Genomic DNA, 6,397 nt, shown 5'->3' on the forward strand with positions numbered 1-6,397 from the left:
CGTGGGTCCGACGCTCGATCTGGCCAGGGCGCATCGGGAGCATCGGTTGCCTGCGGTCGAGGGCCTGGACCTGGGTCTTCTCGTCCACGCACACGACCACCGCGTTCTCTGGAGGGTCAAGGTACAGCCCAACCACATCCACCACCTTGGCCACGAAGTCAGGGTCAGGGGAGTGGGAGAAGGTACCGATCCGGTGGGGCTTCAGCTTGTGCTCGCGAAGGATCTTGTGCACGGTGTCCCGACCGACCCCGGTGGCCTTGGCTAAGCTGCGAACGCTCCACTGCGTGGAGGGTGGGCGCCCGTTGCAGGCAGCCTCCACCACCCGGAGGCGATCCGCCTCCGCGTACACCCGCGGCCGCCCCGGGCGGGGCTGATCGGTCAGCCCGTCAAGTCGATGGCGAACGAACCGCTCCCTCCACCGGGCGACCATCGACCGGGACAGATCCACTTCCTGGGAGATCTGCGTGTTCGTGGCCCCTCCCGCGGCGAGAAGGATCAGCCGTGCCCGCTGCACCTGACGGAAAGGAGCGGTCCGGGGGTTCGCAAGCGCCTTGCGCTCCTCCGGGGTCAACTCCACTACGACCGCTCTGTTGGACATGCCTCACTGTGCTTGCCCGTACCTGGCCACTCCCTACCCTGACAGGACACTAGCTTCCCTGCGGGGGCCGCAGGAGAAGGCGGACCTTCGCTGCCAGGTCGTCCAGGGCTGGCCCAGGGCCGCGCCCCACGGCGCGCCCCCAAACGCCGGGCTCCCCACCACGAGCTCCACCGCGGCCGCGGCCTCGATCGTGAACGCCCGCGTGGCGATCGGCACGGGGTTGGGAACCTGGTACAGCTCGGCCACGTAGTCCCCCGGGGGGAAGACCTGGTTCCACGTCACGCACGGGGTCCCCACCGCGGACGAGGCCACGGGCGACGTCCAGCTAGGGGTCAGCGCCGTCGCGGGGCGGACCACGACGTAGAAGGAGTTGGGCGGCGTCGGGTCCCGGTTCCCGAGCGTCACCGTTTCCCCGCTGTAGTACACGCTCCTTTCCGTGCGGAACCCGCCCAAACAGACGTCAAGCGGGAAGTACAGGGCCACCTCCTCGCCGGGCTAACCCCTCAGGAACAGGAAATCCTGCTTTCCCTCCTGGAAAACGCCCTCCAACGCGCCGAGGGCCGCACGGAAAGGGGTGGACGATCGAACGGGTTGTGGAACGGACGGAAAGGAGGCCCGCAGGATGAGCAAGAAGGTGAGGCTGGAGGAATTGGCGGCGTTTTCCCAGGTTGGGCCGGTCAAGTGGGACGTCCACCGGGGGGGAGGACTTCAACGTGCTCGTGATCGCTTTAGACCAGGGGCAGGAGATTCCCGTGCACTACGAACCCTACAGCGTCTCCTTCTTCGTGGTGTCTGGGACTGACTCACTCGATGATCCGCCGGAAGTTCGCCGAGGCCAAGGAAAACATGACGAGGTTGAAGGCCAAAATCGCCAAAATGTCCAGCCCAAGGTTTTGAAGGTCCCCGGTAATGAGGAGCGCCCGCACCGCATCCACCACGTAGCTCATGGGGTTGACCCGGGCGAAGGCCTGAAGCACCGCCGGCATCATCTGCACAGGGTAAAGGGCGTTGCTCGCGAAGAAAAGGGGAAAGGTTATGGCCTGCCCAATCCCCATGAACCTCTCCCTCGTCTTCAAGAACGAGGCGATGAGCATGGATAGGGCGGCAAACCCGCCGGAGGCGAGGAAGATCGCGACGAGGGCGAGGGCGAAGTAGCCCACGTTGGGCACGAACCTGACCCCGACGAGGAGGGCGATGGGGACGATGATCAGGGCCTGAAAGATGGCGCGCACGCCGGAGGCCATCGCCCTCCCGATGACGATGGCATAGCGGGAAGCGGGCGTGACGAGGAGCTTCTTCAAGATCCCGGATTCCCTCTCCCAAACGATGATGAGGCCGTAGAAGATGGAGACAAACGTCGTGGATTGGATCAGGACCCCGGGCGTGATGAAGGAAGTGTACGGGACGTTGCCGGTGGGAATGGCGCGGATGGCGCCCATGATCGGGCCGAAGACCCCGATCCAAAGAAGGGGTTGGACCGCCCGGGAATAAAGTTCCATGCGGTCATGTCGGAGCCTTCTGAGTTCGAGCTCAAGCATGGCTAAAAGAGCCCGAACTGCGCTCGCCATGGCTCATCCCCTCCTGATCATCCTCCGGACCTCGCGGACCTCGCTGATCCGGCCTCCGGCCTCGAACCTGGTGCCGGCGTACTTCAGGAACACGTCGTCCAGGGTGGGCTTGGTCATGGAGACCCGGGCCACGCTCAGCCGCTCTTCCCGCAACGCCTCCATGATCCTGGGCAGGGCTGCCTCATAATCCTTCACCACCACCCGCACCTCGAAGTCCTCGGCGATCACGTCTTCCACGAGCTCGAGGGCCCTGAGCCTCTCCACGCACTCGGGCCGGAAGTCGTTGGAACCAAGGGAAAGGGTGATCACCTCGCCGCCCACGGAGCGCTTCAGTTCCTCGGGGGTGCCGGCCTTCACGATCTTTCCGCGGTCGATGATGGCGATCTCATCGGCGTAGAGGTCGGCCTCGTCCATGTAATGGGTGTTGAAGAAAATGGTGACGCCGTACTCCCGCTTGAACAGGCCGAGCTCCTTCCACACCGCCTTCCGGGCGGAAGGGTCGAGCCCGATCGTGGGCTCGTCCAAGAAAAGGATCCTGGGCCTGATGAGGAGGGCGGAGGCGATCTCGAGCCTCCTGATCATCCCGCCGGAATAGGTCTTGACGGGGGATCTCGCGGCCTCGAGGATCCCCATCTTCCCGAGGACATCCGTGATGACCTGTTTGCGCTCGGCGGCGGGGATCCCGTAGATCTTGGCGTAGATGAGGAGGTTCTCGTACCCGCTGATGTCCGTCCAGACGCTCATCTCCTGGGGGACGTAGCCTGAGAGCCTCCGGACCTTGACCCCATCCTTGGCCACGTCCAGGCCGAACACCAGGGCCTCCCCGGCGGTGGGCCGAAGCTGGGTGGTGAGGATCCGGATGAGGGTGGTCTTTCCCGCTCCATTGGGCCCAAGGAGGGCGAAGACCGTTCCCCGTTCGACGGCGAGGTCGACCCCGTCGAGGGCCCGGACGCTTCGGTTGTAAACCTTGACGAGGTTTTTCACCTCGACCGCGGCTTCCATGGTTGTGAACGGGAAACAAGGATAGCACGGGATCCGCGGGATGCAAGTGTTTCGGCCTTGGTCCCCGGTTAGGCGAGGCGGATGCAAAGGCACAAAAGGGCGCGGCAGCTCGCCCGCCGCGCCCTTTCCAAAGTAGCCGTTGCGCGTTCCTACTTCGAGCTGGATGTGGAGTTCGAGGACGCGCCCAAACAAGGGCAGCCGCCCCAGGGGCCGAACCCCCGGAAGCCGCCGCGGAACCCGCCCCGGCCCATCTTCGGGCCGAAGCCCCGGAAGCCGCCCCCCTGGTAGCCCTCGGCCTTGTGGTACTCCAGCTGGGCCTTGAGCACGGCCTTGAGGTAGTCGGCTTGGGCCTGGGTGAGCTCTCCAGCGGCCACGGCCTCGTCGATCAGTTCAGCGCGGGCTTCGAACATGGCCTGGATAAGGGCGTCCTCGGTCACCCCGAGCTTGGCCGCCACCCGGCCCAGGAAGGTCTGGGAAGAGGGGCTCGTGGTTTGGGCCCAGACCACAAAGCCGATGGTCGCCGCGGCGACGAGGGCCACGAGGGTTAGCACGATGACCTTTGCACGCTTATCCATGTTTGACCTCCTCGGACGAGGGCATTGTGCCCCCGTGGCGTGGGGGAGGCATGGACAAGGTATGGAAGTTTTGTGAACCCAGCTCGGGCTAGGCCCCGGGATGGGTTAAGGCCCGGGCGAAGACCCCCAAAACGCGGCCCGAAGGAGGCTTTCCCCGTAGAGGAGACGCCACTGGGCAAGGCCCCCGATCATCGCGTACGCGTCGTGGCCGGCCGCCCGCAGCTCTTGGGCCACCGCGGAGGCCGTCGCCCCATCCTCGTCCAGGCACCACACGGCGAAGGCCACCCCCGCGGGGAGCCCGTCCGGCGCGGGGAGGCCCTCCGCCCAGGCTTTTGCTTCTTCGGGGCGGAGGTTGATCGCCCCCGGGAGGTGGCCCTGGGCGTAGGTTCCAGGGTCCCGGAGGTCGAGGAGGACAAGGTAGCTCTGGGCGATGCGGGCCGGGGAGACCTCATGATCCCCGACGTAAGGGGCCCCCTCCGTCGGAAGGGTCGCCACATCCCCGATCCAAAAGAGATCCCCGAACGCCTGCCGCCATCCGAGGAGCCCGCCGGCCATGAACCGGGCCAGGAACCCGGCCTCAGCCAGTTGGGCCGCGGCCTGGGCCGCCCGCTCCCCGGCCTCGTCGTAGACGTAGACCAGAAACTCTCTGGGAAACCGGTCCAGCCACTGCAGAAGCCCCGGGAGCGGCACGTTCACCGCGCCCAGAAGGTGCCCCCGGGCGAACGCGTCCGGATCGCGCACGTCGAGGAGGAGGTAGTACCGGTAGTACAGGGTGGACGCGGATGCCTCGTGGGGGGCTGCCCGCCGCACGTACCCCCTCACCGTGAGCCGCAGTTCCCGCGCCTCCGGGTCGTCGGTGTACACGCTGACCGTCTCCGCCACCCTCCTCCCGCCGTACCGGGTGGAGTCGAACAGGACCACGAGCTCCATCGACTCCCCCGGAGCCAACTGCCGCCTGGGGAGCGGAGCGGACGTGCAACCGCAGGTGGGCAGTGGGTCGCGGGTGAAGAGAAGCGGCGCGTCCCCGACGTTTGTGAGGACGAACGCGTGTTCCACCACCACCCCGTCCACCACCTCGCCGAAGTCGTACACCGGCTCGTCCACGGCCAAACGCGGCCCGGCCCAGACCCCAACCCCTGTGGCCAGCACAAGCACGGGAACCCATAACCGCTTCCGCATCGCTACCTCCTTGATCGCCAGGGTCGCCTGAGGATACACCCCGACCTGGGCCCGGGTTTCAGGGCGAGGCCCCGCCTCCGCTAGCGGATCACGGTGAAGAACAGCCCGTACACGAGGACGTTGATCGCACTCAGGGGCACCCCGACGCGGGCGAACTCGAGGAACGTGATCGTGTCGCCGGACCGTTCCTCAGCGTTCTGGATGACGATCACGTTGCTCGCCGCCCCCAGGATGAGGAGGTTCCCGGCGATCGTGCTCCCCGCGGCCAGGGCGATCAGGGCCGGGGTCGATGCCCCGGCCTGGATGAGCACCGGCAGGTACAGGGCGACCAAGGGCACGTTGGAGAGGAGTTGGCTTAGGCCGACGCTTACCGCCAGGATCATGGGGATGGAGGTGAGGTTCACGGGGAGAGCGGCGATGGCCCGCTGGAAGGCCCCACACCGCCACACGCTCTCCATGAGCACGAACATCGCCGCGAAGAACACGAGCGTCTTCCAGTCGATCTTGGCGAGGATGTGCAACCGCTTCGGGCTCAAGGCTAGGATCGGCAGCGCCGCGGCGAGGGCGATGTAGGTGAGCCGGAAGTCGACCTGCGGCCACGCCGCCACGACGACGATCTTGACCAGAACCAGCGTCACGATCAGGAGGAGGGAGGCCCGAGCCAGCTTGGCGAGGGCCGGATCGCGCACCGGGGTTGAGGCATGGGCGAGCGCCCCCGGACGGAACGCATCGCGGAAGAACAGGCGCAGGAGGAGGTAGCAGGCAACGAGGTTGAGGGCGGTCGGGAGGAGGAGGTACTTGGCGAACGTAAGGAACGGGATCGGAACTTGCCCGTTCACGGCGATGAGGAGGTTCTGGGGGTTCCCGATGGGGCTCACAACGCTCCCCAGGGTCACCCCGTAGGCGAGGGCGAGGAGGAGGGCGATCGGGGTGCCGACGATGGCCACGGTGTCGTTCATCAGGAACGCGGCCGCGGTGCCCATCCCAAGGAGGAACATAAGCGCCCCCGGGAGCGGGCCCGCCGGAACAGGGCGTAGGCGAGGTGGTCGAGGTAGCCGCTCTCCTCCAGGGCCCGGCCCACGACGAACATCCCGGCGAGGAAGAGCATCACATCGAGGTTGATCGCCCGGAGCGCCGCCAGGGGCGGGATCTGCCCGGTGAGGAGGACGACGAGCGCCCCGCCGAGCATGATCTGCCAGATCGCAAGGTGCACGCGGCCGACCCGCCGCACTGCGATCAGGACGAAGGTCGCGGCCAGAGCGGCAAGGGAGATCACCATGTCTTGGGGGGGAAGGATATCCGGCCCGGGAAACCTCGGGTAGCCGGGCCCGGAGAGCGCCGCGACCGCAGAGGCGGTCCGGGTTGGCGCTGCACGCGGGAGCGGTTCGGGAATCTAACCCGTGCAAACGATTGGGGGGGCATTTGCCTTGAATGGTTCCGGTGCGTAACATTGGGAACGTGGGAGGCAACGGGCT

At 66.6% G+C, this 6,397-nt stretch carries 6 protein-coding genes and 1 pseudogene; all 7 read right to left on the reverse strand.

Annotated elements, in window-relative coordinates; translation table 11 throughout:
- Positions 1 to 598: IS630 family transposase (locus tag NUV94_02805; GenBank protein MCR4391718.1), on the reverse strand; the 598-nt coding region annotated here is incomplete at its 3' end.
- Positions 599 to 631: 33 nt separating this feature from the next.
- Positions 632 to 1,081 carry a hypothetical protein gene (locus NUV94_02810; GenBank protein ID MCR4391719.1) on the reverse strand — a complete coding sequence of 150 codons (450 nt, stop codon included), beginning with the start codon at positions 1,079 to 1,081 and terminating at the stop codon, positions 632 to 634.
- Between the two features lie 320 nt (positions 1,082 to 1,401).
- Positions 1,402 to 2,166, reverse strand: coding sequence for an ABC transporter permease (locus NUV94_02815; protein ID MCR4391720.1), 765 nt, complete (start codon positions 2,164 to 2,166; stop codon positions 1,402 to 1,404).
- Positions 2,167 to 2,169: 3 nt separating this feature from the next.
- Positions 2,170 to 3,168, reverse strand: coding sequence for an ATP-binding cassette domain-containing protein (locus tag NUV94_02820; protein ID MCR4391721.1), 999 nt, complete (start codon positions 3,166 to 3,168; stop codon positions 2,170 to 2,172).
- 149 nt (positions 3,169 to 3,317) lie between these two features.
- Positions 3,318 to 3,743 (reverse strand): YckD family protein, encoded by a 426-nt coding sequence (locus NUV94_02825; GenBank protein ID MCR4391722.1) that lies wholly within the window; start codon positions 3,741 to 3,743, stop codon positions 3,318 to 3,320.
- A gap of 105 nt (positions 3,744 to 3,848) precedes the next feature.
- Positions 3,849 to 4,922: a rhodanese-like domain-containing protein gene (locus NUV94_02830; protein MCR4391723.1), complete on the reverse strand. Its 1,074-nt coding sequence runs from the start codon at positions 4,920 to 4,922 to the stop codon at positions 3,849 to 3,851.
- 80 nt (positions 4,923 to 5,002) lie between these two features.
- Positions 5,003 to 6,201, reverse strand: a pseudogene (locus tag NUV94_02835) (SLC13 family permease).
- Positions 6,202 to 6,397 lie beyond the last annotated feature (196 nt).

Source organism: Candidatus Acetothermia bacterium (genome assembly GCA_024653305.1).
Classification (GTDB): domain Bacteria; phylum Bipolaricaulota; class Bipolaricaulia; order Bipolaricaulales; family Bipolaricaulaceae; genus JACIWI01.